The sequence below is a fragment of the Achromobacter deleyi genome (genome assembly GCF_013116765.2).
Lineage (GTDB): Bacteria > Pseudomonadota > Gammaproteobacteria > Burkholderiales > Burkholderiaceae_B > Achromobacter > Achromobacter deleyi_A.
Genome location: NZ_CP074375.1, coordinates 2,293,113 through 2,315,444 on the forward strand (window position 1 = coordinate 2,293,113; position 22,332 = coordinate 2,315,444).

Sequence of the window (22,332 nt, forward strand, 5' to 3'; positions counted from 1 at the left end):
CGGCGTGGAACCTTCAAGCCCCGCCGGTCATCTCCAGCATGGCAAACATCTTCAGCAAGGCCACGGGCAGCATCCGCCCCGACAGCTTGCGCTCCGATCCCACGATGCCCGACAAGGGACCGCGCATGACTTCCGCTGCCGGCGAATGCGCCAGCTGCCAGCATGCCGCGCCCAATTGGCCCGCCATCAGGGATTGCCGCGCCAGCGTGTGAGCGCCATCCACGGCCGGCAAGGCCTGCCAGGCGTTGGCCATGTAGCGGAAGCCGGCCTTGGCCTCGTCCTGCAGGACCAGCCAGCGCGCGACGGTGGCTGCGTCCGCCTGCGACGCGGAAAGGCTCGTCGTACCGAACAATTGGCCGGCGACTTCCCCGCTGACCGTGTCGATCAGTCGGGCGCAGATCAGACGGACAGAGGCGCCCTGCCCCTTGCCGGGCAGGACGATTTCGGTGCCGGAAGCCCATAGCGCCAGCGGCACGGTCTTGCCATCCTTGAGCACGCGCAAGCCCGGCATGTCGCCAGGCTGGCCCACGGGCAGATAACCCACGCTCTTGCCAACCGCATTCAGATTGGTGGGGCATTCGTCCTGGATCACGCGCAAGCCGCCAGGGCAGCGAGCCACCCAGGAAACGCCCTGTACGCTGAAGGACTGCCACAATGCGACGGTGCCTGCCTCCAGCATGTGCACCAGAGGCAGGGTCGGCAAGCGCTCGCCCAGCCAGTGGACACGGGCTTGCAGCGCCAGCACCGGGTCAGGCTGGGCCGGCGCCGCGGGCGCGAACGAGCTCAGCATGCCGTGCGGCAGCACCAGTTGCTGCGCAGGCGAAGCCAGCGCCGCGCCGCGGTCGCTCATCAGCAGCGCGCTCAGCAACGAGCCGCCGGGCAAGGCCTCGCCCTTCATGCTGGTCTTGCCGTGCATGACGAGCAGATTCTTGCTGCAGGCCGTGGAAAACTCCCGGCGCACCATCGCCAGCGGGTCCTCGCCCAGCGCGGCCAGGCTGGAACCGGCGCCATCGCTGACATACTCGCGCCAGGCGGCGCGCGCCTGCAGGCAGGCCGGATCATTGTCCAGCCAGGCGATGGTGTCATCCAGGCTCTGCGCCGCAGCGATCGAGGCCGGGCCGCCTTGCGGACGCAGGATGGCCGAGGCCAGCAATTGCCGGCGGCGCGCGGGGTCCACGGTATCGCTGTCGCGCGACGACGAGACCAGCGACGCCAGGTCCGCCTCGCTGGGGGTATACAGGGCACGGGCGCGCTCGACCATCGAGAAAGCGCGATCGATCAGCACATCCGCGCGCGCCAGCTCCATGTGTTCGGGCACCTTCTGCCCCACCGACATATAGTGGATCGGCAACCGGTGGCGGATGGCCGTGTCCAGGGCCGCTCCCAGACGGGAGGCCTCATCGAGCTTGGTGATGATGCATCCGGCCACGTCCTCGCCCACGCCGTTGCGGTAGGCGTGCGCCACCTCATCCAGCGTGTCGCCCTGGCTGGCGGCGTTCAGCACCAGCAGCCGGCGCACGGGCTTGCCTGCATTGCACAGCATCGCCGCCTGCTCCGCCACCAGCCGGTCGCGCTGGCTGATGCCGGTGGTGTCGATCAGCACGATCTTGCGGTTGCCCAGCTCGGCCAGGATGCGGCGCAGTTCGCCGGCATCGCGCACCGAATGCGCAGGCACGCCCATCAGGCGGCCGTAGATCTGCAGTTGTTCCAGCGCCCCGATCCGGAAAAGATCGGTGGTCAGCATCGCGACCTGCTCGCGGCCTTCGCGGGCCACGCAGCGGGCGGCGAGCTTGGCCAGCGTGGTGGTCTTGCCCACGCCGGTCGGACCGACCAGCGCATACACCCCGCCGGCCAGGAATTCGTCTTCGGAACGCACGACCGGCAGGTGCGTCACCAGTTCGTTGCGCGCCCAGCTCAGCGCGGCCTCGGGGCTCAGCCCTTGCGGCAGGCGCTCCACCAGCGTGCGCACCAGCTTCGTGCTGAAACCGGCATCCAGCAGGCTGCGGAACAGCGCGGCGGCGGCGGGTTCACGGCCAGTTCCCTGGCGTCCGCCCCACAGCAGGCCGTCCATGCGGGTTTCCAGTGCGCCGCGCAAGGCGCTGATCGCGTCCTGCAAGCCGGCTGCCGTATCGGCAGGCAAGACGGCCGGGGGCATGGGCGGCAGCTGACGCACCGGCGCATCCGGCATGCGGGCCATGGAGGACGTCGCGGGCGCCGTCGCGGCGGGTGCGGGCGAAGCCGGCGCGGCGGGCGCATAGGCGTCGGGCGCATAGGCCATCGGCGCAGGGGCGGCCGGCCGGTAGGAGGCCGGCGCGGATGCGGCAGCCGTTGCCGCCATGGAGACGGCATGCACGGGCGCCGGCGCGGCAGCGGCGCTGACCGAGGGATGGCTGGCCGCGCCTGAGCCGTCCGCGCCTATGCCGGCCGCGCCTATCGGCGGACGGGCCGGGGGCAAGGCCGGCAATTCGACGCGCATCGGCGCGGCCGGCATAGGCGCGGCCGGCTGAGACGCGGCCGGCTCAAGCATGGCCGGCCGGGCCGCTACTGCTTGTGGCGGAGCCGAGGACGGCTCCGCGAAGCTGGCCGGATCCGCGGGCGATTCGGTCTCGGGCGTTGCCGAAGACGCGTAGGCGGACTGGTAGGCGGCAATGGACCGCGACGGGGTCATGTAGCCGGTGTGCGGCATGGCCGCGGGTGCGGCCAGCGGGCGCTCGGCCGGAGCCGGCGCGGCAAAGGGGGAACTGGAGGGCGACGGCGGCCGCTCCTGGGCGGGCGGCGCGTACGCAGGCGCTTCACGCGGTGGCGTCCGACCCGCCTCGTCGTCAAACTCGCCGTCCACGGTGGCGAGCACCTCTATGCCGCCATCGACGCTGCGGTTCGACACGATCAACGCATCCGGTCCCAGGACCTGGCGCACCTGGCGCATCACATCACGGCTGTTCGCCCCGAAGAAACGGCTGATCTTCATGCCCCATTGCTCCCGCCGATCAGCGCAGTCACACGGACGATGCGCTCATCGGGTATTTCTGTATTCGACAACACGCCCAGCTGCGGCAAGTGGTGCCGCAAGAAGCGCGACAGCGGCGCGCGCAAGACCGGCGACACCAGCAGCACGGGCGCATTGCCCTGCGATTCCTGCCGCTCGACCGCCGCCTGCGCTTCGCGCAGCAGCGTATCGGCCAGCCCCGGCTCCAGGCCGCCGCTGGTCGTCATGGCCTGCGACAGCACCCGCTCCAGCTTCACGTCCAGGCCGATGACGCGCAACTCGCCTTCGCCCGGGAACCATTGCTGCGTGATTGCGCGACCCAGCGAACGGCGCGTCAGCGCGATCAGCTCGTTGATGTCGGGCTGCCCGCCCGAACCCGCCGCCTGCGCCGCCAGGCGCGGACCGTGTTCGGAAAGGGTATCGATGATGGTGCGCATGTCGCGGATCGGCACTTCTTCCGCCAGCAAGCCCTGCAGCACCTTTTGCAGCGCGGTCAGCGACAGCGTCTTCGGAACCAGATCCTCGACCAGCTTGGGCGCGTCGCGGCCGATGCGGTCCAGCAACTGCTGCACTTCCTGGCGACCCAGGAGGTTCGAGCCGTGGCGATGCATCAGGTGGTTCAAATGCGTGGCGACGACCGTGCCCGCGTCCACCACGGTATAGCCGGCCACCTGCGCCTGGTCGCGCAGCGCGCCGTCGATCCACAGCGCGGGCAATCCGAAGGCCGGATCGGTGGTGGGCGTGCCCTTGATCTGCATGGTCACGCCACCCGGGTCGATGGCCAGCCACTGGCCGGGCATTGCTACGCCGTTGCCGACTTCCACGCCCGACAGCAGGATGCGGTAGTCATTGGGCTTGAGCTCCAGGTTGTCGCGGATGTGGACCACCGGCGGCAGGAAACCCACGTCCTGCGCGAACTTCTTGCGCAAGCTTCGGATGCGATGCAGCAGTTCGCCGTTCTGGGCGTGATCCACCAGCGGAATCAGCCGGTAACCCACTTCCAGGCCCAGCTGATCCACCATGGAAACGTCCTCCCAGCTGGCCTCGGCCGCGGCGGCCTGCGCCTGGCTGATCGCCTGCGGCGGAATCTCCTCGGCGGCCACGGCCGCGGCCTGCCTGCGCTTGTGCAGCATCCAGCCCCCCCATCCCAGCGCGCCGGCCAGGGTCAGGAAGGCAATGTGCGGCATATTGGGGATCAGGCCCATGATGCCGATGATGCCGGCGGTCAGGAACAGAACGGCCGGATTCGAGAACAGCTGGCTGATGATCTGCTGGCCGATATCCTGGTCGGTCGACACGCGCGATACGACCACGCCGGCGGCGGTGGAGATCACCAGCGCCGGGATCTGGGCGACCAGGCCGTCGCCGATGGTCAGCAACGTGTAGACGCGCGCCGAATCGCTCATCGACATATCGTGCTGGGCCACGCCCACGATCAGGCCGCCGATGATGTTGATCGCCATGATCAGCAGGCCGGCGATGGCGTCGCCGCGCACGAACTTGCTGGCGCCGTCCATCGAACCGAAGAAGTCCGATTCCTGCGAGACTTCCGCGCGGCGCTTGCGCGCCTCGTCTTCGCCGATCAGGCCCGCATTCAGGTCGGCGTCGATCGCCATCTGCTTGCCGGGCATGGCGTCCAGGGTGAACCGCGCACCGACTTCCGCGATACGGCCGGCGCCCTTGGTGATGACGATGAAGTTGATGATGGTCAGGATCACGAAGACGATGATCCCGACGGCGAAGTTCCCGCCCACCAGGAAGTGCCCGAAGGCCTCGATCACCTTGCCCGCCGCGTCGGGGCCGGTATGGCCGTGCAGCAGCACCACGCGGGTGGAAGCGACGTTCAGCGACAGGCGCAACAGCGTGGCGAACAGCAGCACGGCCGGAAACGCGGCAAAGTCCAGCGGCTTGCGCGTGAACATGGCCACCAGCAGGATCATCACTGACAACGCGATGTTGAAAGTGAACAGCAGGTCCAGCAGGAACGTGGGCAGGGGCAGCACCATCATGCCCAGCACCATCACGATCAGGATCGGACCCGCCAGCAGCCGCGCGTGCGTGCCGCCGTTACTCTTCAACATGGTGAGCAAAGCGCTCATTCCTTAAACTCCTTGTGCTGCGGTTTTTGCCTGCGGGTCCAGTGCTTCTGGCACGTTCAGTTTGGTGGGAGCCGTGGGTTCTCCCCCCCATCCCGAGCGCCAGGAACGCAGCTGGAAGACCCATGCCAGCACTTCCGCCACCGCGGTATACAGCTCGGCCGGGATTTCTTGCCCCAGCTCGACGTGTTGATGCAAGGCGCGCGCCAGAGGCGGCGCTTCCAATGTGGGAATCCGGTGCTCGGCCGCCAGTTCGCGGATCTTGGCCGCGATCAGGCCCGTGCCCTTGGCCAGCACGCGCGGGGCGCCGCCCTTCGATTCGTCGTACTTCAGCGCCACGGCGTAGTGCGTCGGGTTCGTCACGACGACGTCCGCGTTCGGCACGTCGGACATCATGCGGCGCCGGGCGGCCTGGCGCTGCTGCTGGCGAATGCGCGCCTTCACATGCGGGTCGCCCTCGCTTTCCTTGTGTTCCTGCCGCACATCCTCCTTGGACATGCGCAGCTTCTTCAGGTGACTCCAGATCTGCCAGGGTACGTCCAGCATGACGATGATCAGCAACGAAGCCACGATGAAGGCGCAGCACATCGCCACCAGCGACAAGGCCTTGGTCAGCGCGGCCGACGGCGCCACGTGCATCAGGCTCAGCATATCGTCGTGATAGCGCCAGATGACCCAGACCGCCACGCCGCCCACCAGCATGGCCTTGGCCAGCGCCTTGATCAGCTCCACCACCGTCTGCGACGAAAACATGCGCTTCAGGCCGGCGAACAGGCTGAGCTTGGAGAAATTGGCCTGCAGGGGCTTGCCCGAAATGACGATACCACCCAGCAGCACGCTGGACAGCACCGCGACCACGGCCAGCAATCCGAAGATCGGCAGGATCACCAGCAGCGCATGCCCGAAGCCGCTGACCGCCTGCTCGACCATCACGCCCGGGTCGGTGGCGACGCGCGGGTCGAACGCCATTCCGTTGCGCAGCACCCCGCTCAGGCCCCGGTAGATCGACCCGCCGCCTGCCCAGATCGCCCCGACACCGGCGGCCAGCATCATGAACGTTCCCAATTCCCGGGAACGCGCAATCTGCCCCTCCTCGCGCGCCTTTTCCAGGCGCCTGGGAGAGGCGGCTTCGGATTTTTCGAGGTCGCTTTCTTCGGACATGCTCTGCGGTGTCGTTGGGGCTCGCGGATATTGGGATTGCAAGCCGCCCGCGGAGATTCTAGGAGGCGCCGGGCTTGGGCGATATGCCAAGAAACGGGAGGAAAGCGGCGCTATTCCCGGATGCGCCGACGGCCCGGCCGCCGCCGCCCCTGCAAACCGCGCCCCGGCCCGGCCGGGCCGGCGCCGTCAGCCCGCCGCGTGTACCGCGTGGCGCCCGGTCACGGCCCCTTCCAGGGTGGCCTGAAAGCGCGCATAGTCCAGGCCGATCCGCACGGCGCCCCAGTGTTCCGGCCCCAAATAAATGGGGATGGAGATGTCGTTGACTATCTCCCCGGTATCGCGCGAATACGTCTGGAACAGCAGCGGTCCGGTATTGGTCGCCAGCCTGGCGCCCACGGGATCGTCGAAGATGCGCTTGTTGCGCACCCGCAAGATATCCTGCTTCGGATCGCCGGTGGGCGCGTGCGAGTACCGGCTGTTGTGGGCGGGCGCGTAACCGCGGTTGTCCACCAGGATCGTGTAGATCGCGCCCGGCACCGCCTCCAGCACGCTGTCGAGCAAGCGCGTCAGCGGCTCGTCGATGCCGCGGTCATAGACGGTGTGATAGCGCGGCGGCTCGCTGCCGGGAATGCGCTGGTAGTGGCGGTCGAACACATCCAGGCCCCGCCGCCTGGCGTCTTGCAGCAGCCCGACGGCGGCGTCCGCGAAAGCCTCCACCGAGTCCGACAGGCTGTCGAAGGCCGTATTGCCCGTCCGCATGTCCGCCAGCACCTCTTGCACGCTTTCCGTCTGGCGGCGGATGCGGTCGATCTCGCCCGACATGCTGCCTACACGCTCCAGCACATCGGCGCTCAGCGCCGCGATCCGGCCGACTTCCTGGCTCATGCCGTGGTTGGTGACGTCAACCTCGCCGATCGCCTGGACCACGTCGCCGACCTGCCGGTTCATGCTGTCGAAATCGCGCACGAAGCGCTCAAAGCCGCCGCAGGTCCGGCCCAGCACGGCGCCCGAGGCGTCGACGTCCTCGCGCAGCGTTCCGGTCTGGCGCTGGGTCGTATCCACCAGGTCCAGCATCTCGGTGGTGTGGCGGCCGATATCGCTGGTCGCTGCATTCACGCGTTCGGCAAGCCGCCCGACCTCGCTGGCAACCACCGCGAAGCCCCGCCCCGCGTCCCCTGCCCTGGCCGCCTCGACGCCCGCGTTCAGCGCCAGCAGCTGGGTCTGCAAGGCGATGTCCTTGATCACCTTGCTGATGTCGCCCACCGAACGCGCGCGCGTCGAGAGCTGCCCGACCACCTCGGTGAACGCCGCCATTTCGCGCGTCATCCGGTCGACGCGTTCCTTGACCTCGGACAGTTCGGCCAGCGCGCGCTGGGCCGCATGCAGGTTCTGCCCGGACACATCGGCGATCTCGCGGGCATGGGTGGAGGTGGATGCGGACAGGGCCGCGATCTGCGCGCCGCTGGCGGCCAGCGCTTCGGCCGCGCGCGCCTGCTCCTGCGCCAGCAGCGAACAGCGTCCGGCCTGGAACTGCGTGCGCGCCGCGTTCAGCGCGATTTCTATGCTGGATTGCCGCACGGTCATGACCCGCCGGCGGATCTGCCCAAGGAAACGGTACAGCGGCCACACGGCCGGACTGATGGACAGGGTGCGTTCCGACAGCATCGCGTCGCCGCGATTGAGCCGGCGCAGCAAACCCCACATGCCGCCCAGGCGGAATACGGATCTGGCCAAGATGAACCTCCTTTCGGTGGCCCGGATCGCCTTCGTCGGGCATCCGTTGCCTGGCGCGCATGGCGCGCCTTGTCTCGTGCTGCGAGGCCCCGTTTCTTATTGGCAGGAAGTCTATCGGCCGGGCGGCGTTTCCGCCCTTAGGGAATACGTTCATGAGGCGGCGCGGTACGCGCCCGAACCCGCCGCGCGATCGGCGGCGCGACACCGCCGGAATGCGGTTCCGGCGGTGTCGCGTGGGGCGTCAGAAGCCCAGGCTGGCCAGCAGGTCGTCGACCTGGTCCTGGCTGGTGACCACGTCGGTCTTGCCTTGCGGGCTGATCTGCGGCCCGTTGAGCAGGCTGTTGGCTTCGTCGCGGCGCTCTTGCGGCACGTTGTCCAGCAACACTTGCAGCAGCTCGCGTTCGATCGCGCCCACCACGTCCATCATGCGCATGATGACCTGACCCGTCAGGTCCTGGAAATCCTGCGCCATGATGATTTCCATCAACTTGGACTGGGTCTGCTGCGTCTGCTTCGGCACGTCCTCGAGAAAGGCGCGCGTATCCTTCACCAGTTCGCGCGCCTCGGGCAGTTCCAGCGGCTGGTCGTACCACTGCTGCCAGCGGCTATCCAGCGCCTGGGCCGAACGCGCCATGCCGTCCTGGATCGGACCGGCCTGCTCGGTCGCATTCAGCACGCGGTTGGCGGCCTGCTCCGTCATCTGCGCCACATAGCGCAGGCGGTCGCGGGCATCGGGAATGGCGTTGGCTGCGTCCTTGATCGCCTGGTCCAGTCCCAGCTCGCGCATGCTGTCGCGCAGCATGCGCGTCAGCGACGCAATCCGGTGAATCAGGTCGGGGGATTCCGCCGGATCAACATTTTCCGTGGAGCTCATTGCACACCTCAGCCGGCAATTTTCTCAAAGATCTTGACCAGCTTTTCTTCCAGCGTTGCCGCCGTGAAAGGCTTGACCACGTAACCGTTGGCGCCGGCCTGGGCCGCCGCAACGATGTTTTCCTTCTTGGCTTCGGCCGTCACCATCAGCACCGGCAGCGAAGCCAGCGCGGGATCGGCACGGATCTGCTTGAGCATTTCCAGACCGTCGAGGTTGGGCATGTTCCAGTCGGACACCACGAACTGGAAGCCGCCATTACGCAGCTTCTCCAGGCCAATGGCGCCGTCCTCGGCCTCATCCACGTTCTCGAAACCCAGCTCTTTCAGCAGGTTGCGGATGATCCGCCGCATAGTGGGGAAGTCATCCACCACCAGAATCTTCAGGCCCTTGTCTACCATCTTTAACTCCAGAAAAAATTTGCTTGAGACCGATCGTGGTACTGATCCGCGTCAAACGCGGTGTCCACGGTCGCCCAGGCGAGTCAGAATGCGTTCGCTCATCGCCGACAACGGCACCACTTCAGTCGCGGCTCCGATGGCGATGGCCTCGCGGGGCATGCCAAAGACCACACAACTGGCTTCGTCCTGCGCAATCGTGTGCGCGCCTGCCCGATGCATGGCCAGCATCCCGGCGGCGCCGTCCTTGCCCATCCCGGTCAGGATGACGCCGATGGCGTTCTTGCCCGCGGCGATGGCCGCGGAATTGAACAGTACGTCCACCGACGGACGGTGACGATTGACGGGTTCGCTGGCCTCCAGCTCGATCACATAGTTGGCGCCGCTGCGGCCCAGCCGCATATGCGTGTCGCCGCCCGGCGCCAGATACACGTGGCCCGGCAGGACCCGGTCGCCGTGCACGGCCTCGCGCACCGTCACGGCGCAAAGCGCGTCCAGGCGCTGCGCGAACGACCGCGTGAACCCGGCAGGCATGTGCTGCGTGATCAGGATGGCCGGGCTGTCCGGCGGCAAGGGCTGAAGGACTTCGCGGATGGCCTCGGTGCCGCCCGTGGAGGCGCCCACGATGACCAGCTTTTCCGAGCTGGACAGCGGCCGGCGCAGCATGGGCACCGGCGCGGCCTGCGCCGCGTGCGGCGTGGGCGCGCGCAGCTTGGCGCGCGAAGCGGCGCGGATCTTGTCCGCGATGATTTCCGTGTATTCAAGCAGGCCGTCGCGGATGCCCAGCTTGGGCTTGGTCACGAAGTCGATCGCGCCCAGTTCAAGCGCGCGCAGTGTGATTTCCCCGCCCCGCTCGGTCAGCGACGACACCATCACCACCGGCATGGGCCGCAGGCGCATCAGCTTTTCCAGGAAATCCAGCCCGTCCATGCGGGGCATTTCCACGTCCAGCGTCAATACATCCGGGTTGTGACGCTTGATCAGGTCGCGCGCCACCAGCGGATCCGGCGCGGTCGCAACCACTTCCATATCCGGCTGGCTATTGATGATCTCCGTCATCAAGCCACGCACGAGCGCGGAGTCGTCCACACATAAAACGCTTATCTTTTTCATCTTTTGAAGCCCTGGCCCGTTCAGGCCTTATTTGCGCATTCGTAGACCGTCTGCCCGCGCAGACGAAAATCCCGGCTGATATAGGTGAAGTTCTCGGAGTGGCCGGCAAACAGCAGGCCGCCCGGCTTCATCAGCGGCACAAACCGCTCCAGGATCTTTGCCTGGGTGGGTTTGTCGAAATAGATCATGATGTTGCGGCAGAAGATCACATCGAACTTTTCGCTGATCCCCCACGATGGCGACAAGAGATTCAGGGTCTCGTAGCGCACCATGTCCGCAATCTCGGGACGTACCCGCACCTGCCCCTCGTTGGCGCCCCGGCCCTTGAGGAAGAACCGCCGCAGGCGCTCGCCTTCCATCTTCGCAACGCGCTCGTTCGGATACACCGCGGCGCGCGCCCGGTTCAACACATTGGTGTCGATATCGGTCGCCAGCACCGTCGACCCGCCTGCTCGCGGGCCCAGCGCTTCCACCAGCGTCATGGCGATGGAATACGGCTCTTCACCCGTGGAAGCCGCACAGCACCAGACCGACACCGGGCCGCCGCGCTTTTTCGCAAAGTCGGCCAGGATGGGGAAGTGATGAGACTCCCGGAAAAAGGCCGTGAGGTTGGTCGTAAGCGCGTTGATGAAGTCTTCCCACTCGGGCGCGTCCGGCTCGTTTTCCAACTGGTCCAGGTAGCTGCCAAAGTCCTGGCCGCCCAAGGCGCGCAAACGGCGCGCCAGGCGGCTGTAGACCATCTCGCGCTTGTGCGTGCCCAGCGAAATGCCGGCACGCGCGTGAATCATTTTGCGGACGCGGGAAAAATCCCCGTCCCGGAAATCAAACTGGCGGTCCACCGGAATGGACGGGGCCGTATTTGCCGAGGTTGCCACGGATGTCCTCAGCGTCCCAGCGCAAGCGCGTCGGGCGCATGCAGCCGTGAATCGTCATGGGATGAATGCACCGAGGACAGGCGATGCGCCGGCACTTCGATCACTTCACCGGTATTGATCTTGAACACGGCCACCGCCTCGGCCAGGCGCTGCGCCTGTTCCTGCAGCGAGCCGGCCGCGGCCGCCGCTTCTTCCACCAGCGCCGCGTTCTGCTGCGTCACTTCGTCCATCTGCGACACCGCCCGGTTCACCTGGTCGATACCGCTGGACTGCTCCTCGGACGCCGCCGAGATCTCGCCCATGATGTCCGTCACCCGCTTGACCGACGCCACGATCTCCTGCATCGTCGCGCCGGCGCGTTCCACCTGCTGCGAGCCCGCGCCCACCTTGGTCACCGAGTCTTCGATCAAACCCTTGATTTCCTTGGCCGCCTGCGCGCTGCGCTGCGCCAGCGAGCGGACTTCGCCCGCCACCACCGCAAAACCCTTGCCCTGCTCGCCCGCCCGCGCCGCTTCCACCGCCGCGTTCAGCGCCAGGATGTTCGTCTGGAACGCGATCCCGTCGATCACCGACACGATTTCCGAGATCTTGCGCGAGCTGGCCGAAATGCCCTGCATCGTGCTGACCACTTCCGACACCGCCGAACCGCCGCGCTCGGCCACGTCCGAGGCGCTGGCCGCCAGCTGGTTGGCCTGGCGCGCGTTGTCCGCGTTCTGCTTCACCGTCGACGCCAGCTGCTCCATGGAGGCCGCGGTTTCCTCCAGCGAGGCCGCCTGCTGCTCCGTGCGGCTGGACAGGTCCGTGTTGCCGGCCGCGATCTCGTGCGAACCGACATTGATCTCGTCCACGCCGCGGCGCACCGACGCCACCGTGCGGGTCAGGCTTTCCTGCATGCGCTTGAGCGCCGCGAACAGCTGGCCGATCTCGTTGGTGTTGCTGGCCTCGACGCGAGCGGTCAGGTCGCCGCCGGCGATGCGGTCGAAGTGGTGGCCCGCTTCCTTCAGGGGCTGCAGCACCCGGCGGCGCAGGAAGACATAGGTAGCAAAAACCAGCAGCGCGGCGATCACGCCGCCCGCGCTGACGGCCATCAATACGAATTGGTAGCGCACTTGCGCGACTTCATGCGCGTCCAGCATCTTGCTGGCGCGCCAGAAGTCAAAGCCCTCGACGGCGCGGGCAAAGCGCCCTTCCAGGGCATCCTGCACCTTCTGGATGTGCGTCTGGTAACCCGGCATGTCCGCCTTTTCCAGGCTGGCCACCAGCGGATTCAGGCCTTGCTGCACCAGCGCCGCGTAGGACTCCTCGATTTCCTTGAGCGACTCCGCCGCCTCGGCGGGCCGGGGCAAGGTCTTGAAGTAGTCGAACTCGGCCTGGCCTTTGTTCAGCGAGGCCTTGGCGCGTTCCAGCAGCCCGGCCGCCTCGCCCGACAGTCCCTGCGTGAGCAAGGTGGGCTGGCCCACGCTGCGGACGATGTCCGCGTAGTTCGCCGAAGCCGCGCGGCCCAGGCCGTTCAGGCTGTCCTTGTAGCTCGAAACGACGCGCCCGACTGCGTCATCCAGTTCCTGCGATTGCTTGATTTCAGCCAACGTCCCATTGCTGATGCGCAGAGACAGGACGCCGAGCGCCGCTCCGATCACCAACATGAATGAGAAGAACGCCAGCACCCACAAAAGGCTGCTGCGTATCGTCATGTTCGCGAAAAACTTGCGCATCACAAGAACCACCCCTTGACTGCAATCGTTAAAGGAAAGCGCCACATCGGATTCAATATGGCGCCTCTGCCCCGCTATCCGGCCAGACTCCGATCAGGAGGCGACCTTCTCCACCAGCGCCATTTCATCGCTGGTCATCATTTTTTCGATATCCACCAGGATCAGCATCCGTTCGTCCACGGTGCCCAGGCCCGTCAGGTACTCGGTGGACAGGGTGGCGCCGAACTCGGGCGCCGGGCGGATCTGGCCGGAATTGAGCATCAGCACGTCCGACACGCCATCGACCACGATACCCACGACGCGGCGGTCGAGGTTCAGGATGATGACGACGGTCTGCTCGTTGTATTCGACGCGGCCCAGGTTGAACTTGATGCGCAGGTCGACGATCGGCACGATGATGCCGCGCAGGTTCGTCACGCCCTTGATGAACGGCGGGACATTCGCGATGCGCGTGACCGTATCGGCGTCGTAGCCGCGGATCTCCTGCACCTTCAGGATATCGATTCCGTACTCTTCGTCGCCCAGCGTGAAGACCAGGAATTCGCTGCCGACATCTTCATTGCGCGCGGCTTGCGCTTGCGGTTTGGCTGCCATGATTTTTAGTGCTCCATCAATTCAGAATGGCTTCGGGCTGCGACCAACGCTCACGGTTGGCGCGCGCAAGCGCAAATACGTCGACGATCAGGGCCACGCTACCATCGCCAAGAATGGTGGCGGCGGATATGCCCGGAACCTTGCGGTAATTCGATTCGAGATTCTTCACCACGACCTGGTGCTGCCCGATCAAGTGATCCACCAGCAGCGCGAAACGACGGTCCTCGGCCTGCATGATCACCGCGATGGCCTGCGTCGGGTCGCTCTGCGCCTGGCCCACCGAGAACACGCGATGCATCTCTACCAGCGGCAGGTATTCACCGCGCACATGCATGACGCGCTCGTTGCCGGCCACGGAATAGATCTGGTCGTTGGTGGGCTGCAGCGATTCGGTGACATGGTTCAGCGGCAGGATGAAGGTTTCCTCGCCCACGCGCACCGACATGCCGTCAAGGATGGCCAGGGTCAGCGGCAGCACGATGCGGGTCGTGGTGCCGTTGCCCGGCTCGCACGACAGCTGCACATGGCCGCCCATGTCCTGGATGTTCCGGCGCACCACGTCCATGCCGACGCCGCGGCCCGAAATGTCCGTGACTTTCTCGGCGGTGGAAAAGCCAGGCGCGAAAATCAGTTGCCAGATTTCATCGTCGGGCGAATTCTCGTTGACGGCCAGGCCCTGGGCCATCGCCTTCTTCAGGATCTTCTCGCGGTTCAGGCCACCGCCGTCGTCGCTTACCTCGATCACGATGTTGCCGCCGTTATGCTGGGCCGACAACACCAGCTGGCCGACCGGATCCTTGCCGGCCGCGATACGCTTTTCGGGCGTCTCGATGCCGTGGTCCAGGCTGTTGCGCACCAGGTGGGTCAGCGGATCGATGATGCGTTCGATCAGGCTCTTGTCCAGCTCGGTGGCGCGGCCATAGGTTTGCAGTTCGATCTGCTTGCCCATCTTGCCGGCGATGTCGCGCACCAGGCGGGGGAAGCGGCTGAACACGTAGTCCATCGGCATCATGCGGATCGACATGACCGCTTCCTGCAGGTCGCGCGCGTTGCGCTCGAGCTGCTCCATGCCGTTCAGCAGGCGGTCGTGCAGTACCGGATCCAGCGTCGAGGCAGTCTGCGCCAGCATGGCTTGCGTGATGACCAGCTCGCCCACCAGGTTGATCACCTGGTCGACTTTTTCGACACCGACGCGGATCGACGTGGATTCCTTGTCGGCATGCGCGGCAGCCGCCGGACGGGCGGCCGCGCGGGCAGTCTGGGTAACCACTTCGGCGGCTGCGGCCGATTCCGCCACGGGCGCCTCCACGGCTGCCGGCGCGGGCGCCGCGACCGGAGCGGCCTCGGCCGGCGCGGCGGCCGCGCTTGCGGGAGCCGCTTCTCGGGCAATGTTCAGTTGGTCGCCGTCGACGATGAAGCAGCACACCGCTTCGATATCGTCAGGCGTGCAGGTGCTTTCAACCCAGACGGTCAGGACGCCATTGGCGCATTCGCTGGCCTTGACGGTGCCCAGGTTGCCCATTTCTTCGAGCAGGGACGCGGCGTCCTTGTCCGACACCTTGGTGATGCGCACGCGCAGCGGCAGGCTGCCGGCATCGGCGGCAGGCGCCGCGGGAGCGGCCTGCACGGGCTGGGGAGCTTGCGGCACCGGGGCGGGGGCCGGAGCGGCCGCCTGCGGAGCGGGCGCAGGCGCCGGGGCGGCTGCCGCGGCGGGATCCTTATGCTCCAGCGCAAGCTGCCTCAATACGGCGCAGATACGCTCAAACACGGCATCATCGGGCTCTTCGGAGGCCCGGTAGGCATCCAGTTGGCTTTTGAGCACGTCTTTCGTTTCCAAGAAAATATCAATCATGTCCGTGCGCAGCGCCATTTCGCCGCGACGGATTGCGTCCAGAAGGTTTTCAAGCAAATGGGTGGTGCCCGCCAGCTGCGTAAAACAGCCGAACGTAGCCGCGCCGCCCTTGATCGAGTGGGCTGCGCGGAAAATGGCATTGAGCTGCTCGATGTCGGGCGCGCCCACATCGAGCTCGAGCAACAGCTGCTCCATTTGCGCAAGCAGCTCGTCCGCCTCGTCGAAAAAGGTCTCGTAAAATTGACTGAGATCCAAACCAGAACTCATGACCCGTACGCCTTCATAAATGAACCTGCTTATGCGCCGGACTGCTCGTCGAGCAGTTCGGTCGCCAATTCCACGAGCACATCGGGGTCGACCGGCTTGGAAAGCCAGCCACAAACGCCCAGATCCCGAGCTGCCATCTTGCTATCCACGTCGTCCTCGGTTGTCAGCACCAGCACCGGCACATCCAGGTACCGGTCTTCTTCGCGCAGACCCTGAATAAGTTCCAGGCCGCCCTTGACAGGCATGTTCCAGTCGCTGACGACCAGGTCCACCGGGTGGGCCCTGGCCATCTCGAGCGCTTCCTGGCCATTGCTGGCCGTCAGAACCTTCCAGCCCGCGCCTGTCAGCGTCGCCTGTACGATCATCCGCATCGTTGCGGAGTCGTCCGCCACGAGTATCGTTGCCGCCATTGCTATCTAACCCCTTCAGCAGGCGGGATGCTCTCCGCCGCGCCTTGCTTGGTTGACGTTGCAGCCTGGGCAGCGGCTTGCGCCGCCTCCACGGCCGTCCCCACCCCGCGCGCATCCTTGGCGCTAACGTCCGCGGCGGCGGCGTTCTCGCTTTCGATGCGCCGCTGGGTGCTCTGGTTGAGCACCACTAGGCTGATGCGTCTATTAACGGCTGCATACGGATCATCTTTAACCAGACTCATGCTGGAGGACAGGCCCTGGATACGCATGACCTTGCTTTCGTTCATGCCGCCGGCCACCAGTTCCTGGCGGGAAGCGTTCGCACGATCCGCCGAAAGCTCCCAGTTGCTGTAGGCGCGTTCACCGCGGGCGTATTGCGAGGCGTCCGTATGACCCGAAATGCTCACCCTGTTGGGCAGCTCGTTGAGCACCGGCCCCAGCTCTCGCAAGATGTCACGCATGTACGGCTGCACGTCCGCGCGGCCGGTGGCGAACATCGGACGGTTCTGGTTGTCGATGATCTGGATGCGCAGGCCTTCGGTGGTCAGGTCGATCAGCAGCTGCGGCCGGAAGCTCTTCAGGACCGGGCTGGTCTCGATGACGTTCTCAAGGCGCTTCTTCAGATTTTCCAGACGGTGCTGTTCGCGGCGCTCGGCGTCGCCCATGGGCTGGGACTCGACGCGGTTGCCCTGCCCCCGGCGCACATCGCCCTCGCTGCGCAGCGGATCGCTCCCGCCGCCCGGCACCGCGCTGGTTTCGGCCGAACTGCTGGGGCCGCCCGTGATCGCCACGCGCAAAGGCATGCGGAAGTACTCCGCTATCCCCTTGAGTTCTTCGCGCGGCACCACACTGACCAGCCACATCACCAGGAAGAACGCCATCATGGCCGTGATGAAGTCGGCGTAAGCGATCTTCCAGCTGCCCCCGTGGTGCCCGCCGCCCTTGACCTTCTTGCGGCGGATCACCACACGGTGATTGTTTACCGTGCTCATGGCCCGCTCCGTCAGGCCTTGCCGGTCGCGGTCGACTTGGTTTGCCGGACGTGCTCTTCCAGCTCACCAAAGGTCGGACGCACGGACGAGTACAGCACCTTGCGGCCGAATTCCACCGCCAGCTGGGGCGGATAGCCGTTCATGCTGGCCAGCAGCGTGGTCTTGATGCACTCCAGCACTTTCACGGCTTCATCGGTGCGGCGCTCGATGCGCGACGCCAGCGGACCCACGAAGCCGTATGCCAGCAGAATGCCCAGGAACGTGCCGACCATGGCCTTGGAGATCAGGTCGCCCAGAATCGCGGGCGGCTGGTCCACGGCGGCCAGCGCCTTGATCACGCCCAGCACCGCGGCCACGATGCCGAAGGCCGGCAGGCCGTCGGCCATCTGTTGCAGGGCATGGGCCGGGACTTCGCGCTCATGGCGGTAGGTCTCGATTTCCTCGTCCATGAGGGTTTCGATCTCGAACGAGCTCATGTTGCCGCTGATCATGATGCGCAGGTAGTCCGTGATGAACTCCATGAGCTTCGCGTCTTTGGCGATACGGGGGTATTCACTGAAGATCGGGCTCGAGCCCGGATCCTCGATATGCGATTCGATGGCCATCAGGCCTTCGCGGCGCGCCTTGTTCAGCAACACATACAGGAGCGCCATCAGCTCCATGTACACGTCCTTGCCATAGCGCGAGCTTTTCAGCGAGTCGGGCAGCGCCTTCTTCACCAGCATCAGCGATTTCTTGCTGTTGCCGGCCAGGAAAGCCCCAAAGGCCGCTCCGAAGATCAGCGTCAGCTCGAACGGCTGGTAAAGCGCGCCAAGATGGCCGCCCAGCCCTATGAAGCTGCCGACGACCGACACGATCACCACGAGAAAACCGATAACAATCAACACATCCGGCCCCTGCCAACGAAGTCTGAAAACTAGTCGTCAATGATCCCCTGTCCCCCCCGACCCAAAAAGGCGGGTTAGGGGGAGTTTTCCAGGGCTTTTGATGTATTTGGACGCCGCCGGTCAGGCCCGGGCGACATCCACGACGGGAGCGGGACGGCTGCCGGCGCGCGCCTTGGCCGCCGCGCGCGTCTTTCCGGCACGGGGAGGCGGCCGGCAGATGGCGCACACGAAATCCGATTGCGGATCATGGGCGTGGGCGATGAAATGGCCGCCGCACTGGCGGCAGGCGGACAGCTGCAGCATGCCGCTGTCAAAGAAGCGCACCAGCATCCAGGCCCGGGTAAAGCTCAGGACGGGTTCCGAGGACTCGGCGGCATCGAGGCCGGCGTTTTCAAGATACAGTCGATAGGCGTCGATCGTGGCGCGTATACCCTTGCTGCTGGTGCGCGCATTCAGGAACGAATACACGTTATAGAAGAGCGAGGAGTGGATATTCGGCAGCCAGGTCATGAACCAGTCAACCGAAAAAGGCAGCATGCCCTTGGGTGGCGAGCAGCCGCGTATTTCGCGATACAGGCGGGCGAGGCGGTCGTGGCTGAGGCTGGTTTCAGCCTCTAGCACCTGAAGCCGGGCGCCCAGGGTAATCATGGAGCTGGCAAGCAGGATGTCGTCTGCTTCCTGGGATACGCTCTTGGAGGCCATTACACGTGTGTCCGAGTGGAATTCACAGGCCGTCAGGCCAATTCTTCGACGGGTTGCTTGGCCAACAGGATCGTTGCATGCGCTTGTTGCAGCGCGCCACCCAGAACGTCATGGGTCAGCGCCGACAGCAGGCTGTAATCATCAAAGCGGAAACGGCACAGCAGAGAGCTGGAGCTGGCCAGCTTTACCAGTTGAGCCGGCGATAGCCGCATGAGGATGTCAGCGACTTCATTGCTGAATCCCAGGCGGAACATCGATGCGGCATAGTCATCACGCAGCATGCGCTGCGCAAGTAACAGATATGACAGATTCACTTCGCGAATGTCTGCCAGCAATGAATTTTCGACTTGTTGCACGCCCTACTCCCTATCCCTATCCCACCCAAGGGGCTTGATAACCAAGAGCCCAGACAACGTATTTGTTGCCTGTCTGCCCGCTGCATCCTGTTTTAATGCGAAATGTATCATTTGTTCGCAATTTAAGTAAAATTTACCACAGGTCATGTCATTTTCTATGACTTATATGACAAATCTTTGTTGATATTGCGCAACTTGTCCTTTTAGATACACCTAGACATACAAGTTAGTGACAAATTCGCGCCAATTTGGCAAATAAGCATTCAAAACGTTGCGTACTTCTTGGAATGAAACCCCGTTCTGTGCCGACAATGGCACCTTCCGATCACTAAAACTTGCTAGCTTTAGCGCAGCCGCGCGTTTGTCGACAATGTCGCAAATTGACAACAACCGACAACGCGTCACGATGGACACCGCCCGACATTCCCGCAATGCCCCACGCAGATGACAGCCTGGTCGAATATGCACCGCTAGTAAGAAAGCTGGCTCTGCAATTGCTCGCCAGACTTCCGGCCAGCGTTGAACTCGACGACCTGATACAGGCCGGCATGATCGGCCTGCTAGATGCCGTACGCCGCTACCAAGAAACGGCCGACGCCCAATTCGAGACCTACGCCACGACCCGGATCCGAGGCGCGATGCTGGACGAGCTTCGCGGCCAGGACTGGCTGCCGCGCAGCGTCCGCACCAAGGCGCGCAAGATCGATCAGGCCATCCAGCACCTGGAACAGCGTTTGATGCGCGCGCCCACCGAGGCCGAGATCGCGGCTCAGCTCGAACTCCCGCTGAATGAATACCAGACGCTGCTGCACGACGCCCAAGGCGTGCAGATCGTCCACTACGAAGACTTCACGACCGAACCCGATTCGGCCGCGGGCCAGGCCGACTGGTCCGCCACCCTGAACCACGGCTCGGCTGGCGGCAACCCGCTGGATTCGCTTTTGGCCGGCGACTTCCGACTAGCCCTGATCCACGCCATCGACGCCCTGCCCGACCGCGAAAAGCTGCTGCTGTCGCTGTGTTATGAGCAAGGGCTGAACCTGAAGGAAATCGGCGCGATCATGAACGTGACCGAGGCGCGGGTATGCCAGTTGAGGTCGCAGGCAACGGCGCGGATCCGGGCGAAGCTGAAGGACCAGGCCTGGCATGCGCTGCCCCAGGAGGGGCAGATCGCGCAGATTATTTGAGTGCGAGCTCATATTAGGATGCAATTCAGCTGCATGCGGGCGCCCTTAGGCGCCCTTTTTTTTCGCGGCATCCGACCCGCAGCGAAATTTAGGCCAAATGGCCACATTCCTGACTCGGCAGGACGCGCGACAGGGCGGCCCTCAATAAAGGAGGCTACCGCCTTGCGACGGCGGCGGACGGCCCAGGGCAGATACAACAATAAAAACGACTTTCGCGAAACAGGGCCTAAAGAATGATTTAGGGCTGCCGTAATCCTGACAACGGAGAAATTCGAAGACGCAAGAAAGCGAATTCTCCGGTTAACACGTTGGGCGGCCTAGCTGCCCGGTTTGAAGAAGCCTTTCTCTCTTGGGAGCCTAAACATGGCTGCAGTCATCAATACCAACTACTTGTCGCTCGTTGCTCAGAACAACCTGAACAAGTCGCAATCTTCCCTGGGCACCGCCATCGAGCGCCTGTCGTCGGGCCTGCGCATCAACAGCGCCAAGGACGACGCCGCCGGTATGGCCATTGCCAACCGCTTCACCGCGAACGTCAAGGGCCTGACCCAAGCCGCTCGTAACGCCAACGACGGTATCTCGCTGGCTCAGACGACGGAAGGCGCCGCCTCCGAAGTCAACACCCACCTGCAGCGCGTTCGCGAACTGTCGGTGCAAGCTTCGAACGGCAGCTACTCGCAAGAACAGCTGAACTCGATGCAAGACGAAATCAACCAACGTCTGTCGGACATCGACCGCATCTCGCAACAAACCGACTTCAACGGCGTGAAGGTTCTGTCGGATTCGGCCAAGCCCCTGACGCTGCAAGTTGGCGCCAACGACGGCGAAACGATCACCCTGAACCTGTCGGAAATCAGCGTCAAGACGCTGGGTCTGGACGGCTTCAACGTCAACGGCTCGGGCGTGACCCAAAACCGTTCGGCCACCGTGTCGGATCTGCAGGCAGCTGGTGGCGTGACCACCGGCGCCAACGAATGGACCGTCACCACGACCCACGCTGCCGTCACCGCTGACGACATTTTCGGTCGCCTGCAGAATGGCAACACTGTCACTGTGAGCGCCAGCGCCACTGACAACACGACCTACACGTACGACGCCGCCAACAAGAACTTCACGTACACGGCCTCCGCCACCAACGCTGCCGCCATCGGCACGCTGGCTACCTCGATCAAGCCCGCGACCGGCACGGTCACTGGCACCTACAACAACGTTTCCGGCGCCGGCTCGACCGAATTTACCGTAGATGCCACGGGCAACGTCTCGGTTAACGGCCAGACCGCTTACCTCGATGCGTCGGGCAACCTGACGACCAACAACGCTGGTGGCACCGCCGCAACGCTTGACTCCGTCATGAAGACGGCAGCCAGCGCAGCTGCCGGGACCTCGTCGGTGGAAATCGGCGGCAAGACGTACAAGAACACCACTGTTAACCAACTGTCTTACACCGAGACGATCAGCACCGACGCTCTGGTGGCCAAGTTCAAGGCCAACACCAACGCCAACGGTAATACTGTAAACCTCGGCACTGGGATTACCGGCGCATCGGTCACGTTCACTGGCGGCACCTCGACGGGTCCCGCTGCCACGATCGCCTATGTCGATGACAAGGGTACGCTGACCCGCACCCTCAACTACACGACGGTCTACAACGTCGATCCCAACACCGGTAAGACCACGGTCAAGGGCGGCACGGGCTCTGGCGATTACGCGCCGAAAATCGGCCAAGAAGCCAAGGTCAACAGCTCCGGCAAGCTGACCACGGAAGACACCAGCAAGGGCACCAAGACCACCGATCCGATGAAGACGCTGGACGCCGCCTTCACGAAGCTGGACAAGCTGACCGGCGAACTGGGCGCTGTGCAAAACCGCCTGGAATCGACGATTGCCAACCTGAACAACGTGGTCAACAACCTCTCCAACGCTCGTTCGCGTATTCAAGACGCCGACTACGCCACGGAAGTGTCGAACATGTCCAAGGCGCAGATCCTGCAACAAGCCGGTACCTCGGTTCTGGCGCAAGCCAACCAAGTCCCGCAAACCGTGCTGTCGCTGCTGCGTTAATTCTCAGCAACCTACGGTAGCAGGAAGGGGGGACACATGTAACCCCTTCCCTATGTCCGGTCCAGCCCTTCGCGCTGG

General features: G+C 64.7%; 18 protein-coding genes. 2 read left to right on the top strand and 16 right to left on the bottom strand.

All coding sequences use genetic code 11. From position 1 onward, the window contains the following. Positions 1-13: 13 nt before the first annotated feature. From flhF to flhD, 16 genes are all read right to left on the bottom strand, one after another. Positions 14-2,968 (bottom strand): flagellar biosynthesis protein FlhF, encoded by a 2,955-nt coding sequence (gene flhF / locus HLG70_RS10270; protein WP_171661614.1) that lies wholly within the window; start codon positions 2,966-2,968, stop codon positions 14-16. Beyond that, positions 2,965-5,085: a flagellar biosynthesis protein FlhA gene (gene flhA / locus HLG70_RS10275; protein ID WP_171661615.1), complete on the bottom strand. Its 2,121-nt coding sequence runs from the start codon at positions 5,083-5,085 to the stop codon at positions 2,965-2,967. Before flhA ends, flhF begins: the two co-directional genes overlap by 4 nt. Positions 5,086-5,088: 3 nt before the next feature. Further along, positions 5,089-6,243: a flagellar biosynthesis protein FlhB gene (flhB, locus tag HLG70_RS10280; protein ID WP_171661616.1), complete on the bottom strand. Its 1,155-nt coding sequence runs from the start codon at positions 6,241-6,243 to the stop codon at positions 5,089-5,091. Positions 6,244-6,429: 186 nt separating this feature from the next. Further along, positions 6,430-7,947, bottom strand: coding sequence for a methyl-accepting chemotaxis protein (locus HLG70_RS10285; RefSeq protein ID WP_171661676.1), 1,518 nt, complete (start codon positions 7,945-7,947; stop codon positions 6,430-6,432). 271 nt (positions 7,948-8,218) lie between these two features. Then, positions 8,219-8,851 carry a protein phosphatase CheZ gene (cheZ, locus tag HLG70_RS10290; RefSeq protein ID WP_171661617.1) on the bottom strand — a complete coding sequence of 211 codons (633 nt, stop codon included), beginning with the start codon at positions 8,849-8,851 and terminating at the stop codon, positions 8,219-8,221. An 8-nt stretch (positions 8,852-8,859) separates the two neighbouring features. After that, positions 8,860-9,249: a chemotaxis response regulator CheY gene (gene cheY / locus HLG70_RS10295; RefSeq protein ID WP_171661618.1), complete on the bottom strand. Its 390-nt coding sequence runs from the start codon at positions 9,247-9,249 to the stop codon at positions 8,860-8,862. Positions 9,250-9,300: 51 nt separating this feature from the next. Continuing rightward, positions 9,301-10,359: a protein-glutamate methylesterase/protein-glutamine glutaminase gene (locus HLG70_RS10300; RefSeq protein WP_171661619.1), complete on the bottom strand. Its 1,059-nt coding sequence runs from the start codon at positions 10,357-10,359 to the stop codon at positions 9,301-9,303. Positions 10,360-10,379: 20 nt separating this feature from the next. Next, entirely contained in the window at positions 10,380-11,234 is an 855-nt protein-coding gene (locus HLG70_RS10305; protein WP_171661620.1) for a CheR family methyltransferase, read from the bottom strand. Between the two features lie 8 nt (positions 11,235-11,242). Further along, on the bottom strand, positions 11,243-12,946 hold the full coding sequence (locus HLG70_RS10310; protein ID WP_171661621.1) for a methyl-accepting chemotaxis protein: 1,704 nt from the start codon (positions 12,944-12,946) through the stop codon (positions 11,243-11,245). A 93-nt stretch (positions 12,947-13,039) separates the two neighbouring features. Further along, positions 13,040-13,540: a chemotaxis protein CheW gene (cheW, locus tag HLG70_RS10315; protein WP_008159692.1), complete on the bottom strand. Its 501-nt coding sequence runs from the start codon at positions 13,538-13,540 to the stop codon at positions 13,040-13,042. 16 nt (positions 13,541-13,556) lie between these two features. Next, positions 13,557-15,659, bottom strand: coding sequence for a chemotaxis protein CheA (cheA, locus tag HLG70_RS10320; RefSeq protein ID WP_171661622.1), 2,103 nt, complete (start codon positions 15,657-15,659; stop codon positions 13,557-13,559). A gap of 29 nt (positions 15,660-15,688) precedes the next feature. Continuing rightward, positions 15,689-16,069 carry a response regulator gene (locus tag HLG70_RS10325; RefSeq protein ID WP_171661623.1) on the bottom strand — a complete coding sequence of 127 codons (381 nt, stop codon included), beginning with the start codon at positions 16,067-16,069 and terminating at the stop codon, positions 15,689-15,691. A 2-nt stretch (positions 16,070-16,071) separates the two neighbouring features. After that, entirely contained in the window at positions 16,072-17,061 is a 990-nt protein-coding gene (motB, locus tag HLG70_RS10330) for a flagellar motor protein MotB (RefSeq protein WP_171661624.1), read from the bottom strand. Positions 17,062-17,072: 11 nt separating this feature from the next. Further along, a complete protein-coding gene (gene motA / locus HLG70_RS10335) occupies positions 17,073-17,948 on the bottom strand; it encodes a flagellar motor stator protein MotA (protein WP_171661625.1) in 876 nt (291 codons plus the stop codon). 120 nt (positions 17,949-18,068) lie between these two features. Then, a complete protein-coding gene (flhC, locus tag HLG70_RS10340) occupies positions 18,069-18,650 on the bottom strand; it encodes a flagellar transcriptional regulator FlhC (protein ID WP_171661626.1) in 582 nt (193 codons plus the stop codon). Between the two features lie 32 nt (positions 18,651-18,682). Next, a complete protein-coding gene (flhD, locus tag HLG70_RS10345; RefSeq protein WP_006219025.1) occupies positions 18,683-19,006 on the bottom strand; it encodes a flagellar transcriptional regulator FlhD in 324 nt (107 codons plus the stop codon). Positions 19,007-19,437: 431 nt separating this feature from the next. Here flhD and HLG70_RS10350 point away from each other — a divergent pair, with 431 nt between their 5' ends. Further along, a complete protein-coding gene (locus HLG70_RS10350) occupies positions 19,438-20,193 on the top strand; it encodes an RNA polymerase sigma factor FliA (RefSeq protein WP_171661627.1) in 756 nt (251 codons plus the stop codon). Between the two features lie 363 nt (positions 20,194-20,556). After that, on the top strand, positions 20,557-22,254 hold the full coding sequence (locus HLG70_RS10355; RefSeq protein WP_171661628.1) for a flagellin: 1,698 nt from the start codon (positions 20,557-20,559) through the stop codon (positions 22,252-22,254). Positions 22,255-22,332: the final 78 nt, after the last annotated feature.